Annotated in this window: 2 protein-coding genes; both read right to left on the bottom strand. The window is 46.9% G+C overall.

From position 1 onward, the window contains the following. The coding region (locus tag QZL69_RS07140) for a DUF1002 domain-containing protein (protein WP_291518824.1) at window positions 1-814 on the bottom strand (814 nt) is incomplete at its 3' end. A gap of 128 nt (window positions 815-942) precedes the next feature. After that, window positions 943-1,980 (bottom strand): XdhC family protein, encoded by a 1,038-nt coding sequence (locus QZL69_RS07135; protein ID WP_022214534.1) that lies wholly within the window; start codon window positions 1,978-1,980, stop codon window positions 943-945. Window positions 1,981-2,093 lie beyond the last annotated feature (113 nt).

The raw sequence follows: 2,093 nt of genomic DNA, 5'->3' as shown, positions 1-2,093 counted from the left end.
CGGAAGAGGAATCATCGGAAGAACTGTCGTTATTCATAGTCTTGTCGAGGTTCTTCTGGATGCTTTCCAGAGTCTGCTTCATTTCCTGAATGTCGTAATTCTGCTGTACGATTTCCTGAAGAAGTGCTGTGATCGTATTCAATTCATCGGAGCTCAGAGATACGTTGTTCTGGATTGCAATGTTGTTGACGATGTTGTAGATCTCGTCTGCGTTCTGAACATTGTCACCGATGATCTGCAGTTTCGCCTGGTTGATGATGTTGGTAGCATTATCGCCGCCGACCTGCTGTGCAACATCTCCGGTAACTACGACTTCCTTGGTAGCAAGGTCTTTCTTGGTGGAATCAAGCTGCTTGCCGCTGGCTGTCTCGTAAGCCATCATGACACCGGTAAGTGCTCCTGTTCCGGAAACTTCATACGGGCAGGCTGCAACTGCCTCGCAGTTGGAAACACCTGCTGTGGAAAGTGCATTTGCAAGCATGTTGCAGGTTACGTAGTTGAGGTTTGCAGTACGAACCTTGATGCCGCCGGACTGGGTTGGTTTCACATAGGCGCAGCTTAAAGTTCTTGTACCGATCTGTGCGCTTGAAATATATTTTCCCAGATAATTGCGCTCATCCTGGTTATTAACTGTGATGATCTGTACCTGGCTTGCATCTGCCTTAAAATATTTCATCATGGTATTCTTCTGTTCATCTGTAAGGTCTGCACCAAGTGTTACTACTTTGGATGCATCTGCCATTGCCGGGATCGGGTTACTGAGTGCAAGGCACATGCTGCACAGTGCGGCTACGATCATACTTCTTTTTTTCATAATCTCATCCTCCATTATGATATGATGCGGCAGTCTCAAAAAGCTGCCTTCCTGGTCTCTTCTTTCAAGTGTTTTTATTATAACACAGCGTTCTGCAGAATTGTATTTTTTATTTTATTTCTTCGAAATCATTCAAATTTTTCCAGAAAAACATCGATGGTTCCACCACAGACCATTCCTTCGTCCTCTGCCTGTGATACTGTCATGTCAGCACAGACGATGCGGGACTTTTCGTTTTCTTCGCGGAGAAGTCTCAGACACTGGTGCTGGACTTCGCTTTCCATACAGCCGCCGCCGATCGTGCCGATGATCCTTCCATCACCGAGTACCAGCATCTTGGTTCCTATCGAACGCGGGGCTGAACCTCTGCGGGCTATGATCGTCGCAAGAACTTTTGGCTGACCCGGCTCCTTCACTCCTGTGAGATACTCCATGAGAAGAGAATCGTATCCGGCTGTTTTTTTTGTCTGGTTCTTGATCTGGATCAGTTCTGCCACAATGGAAACTGCAATTTCCTCCGGGGTTTCCGCATGGATAGAAAGCCCTACCGGTGTATGCATCTCATCCAGTGCTTTTCTGTCAAAACCATCCCCAGCCATCTGTTTTTTCAGAAGTGCAGAACGTCCGCGGCTCGCCATCATTCCCACATAGGCATATGGTTTCTTCAGAATCTGTTCAAGGCAGGCACGGTCAAAACGATGTCCTCTGGTCACCACCAGAAAATAGGTATCCGGCGTTCCGGCGATTCCCTGCAGGCTTTTTTCGAAGGCATCGCAGAGAACAAGGTCTGCTCCGGCTTCTCTCGCGCGGTCCGCAAAATATGGTCTGTCTTCCAGAACTGTCACATGAAATCCGACTTTCCCTGCGAGTTCGATCACCTGCTGTGATACATGCCCGCCTCCACAGATCACAAGATGCGCCTGACGTTTGAGATGCTCTATGAAAAATTTCTGCCCTTCTATTTCATAAATGCCGCTCTGCGGTGTCTCTGTGATCTGTGTTTTGAGTTCTTCGTTCACCTCGCCGGTGCCTGTATATCCCAGAAGTTCCCCATCTGCCCAAAAATACCTGGTTCCGGCTGCCTCTCCCTCCAGCACCGTCGCCAGAAGGTTGGATTTCTGCTGAAGATTTTCATTTATTATTTTATATAATTCAAAAAGATTCATGCTTTCTCCTCTTTTTTCAGTCATTATGCTGTTTTATTAGGGCTACTCATTTACTGTTAATTATATAGCCTCGCCGTGAATTAAAAACTCTATCCTCACATGACTGAAGTCAC

The organism is Blautia sp. CAG:237, from assembly GCF_000436615.1.
In the GTDB taxonomy this organism is placed as follows: domain Bacteria; phylum Bacillota; class Clostridia; order Lachnospirales; family Lachnospiraceae; genus Blautia_A; species Blautia_A intestinihominis.
This window is presented reverse-complemented; position numbering and strand designations above follow the sequence as displayed.

What these genes read in the sequence shown, in the direction of transcription:
- QZL69_RS07135 (WP_022214534.1), bottom strand. Translation starts at nt 1,980, where the DNA reads ATGAATCTTTTTGAATTATATAAAATAATAAATGAAAATCTTCAGCAG.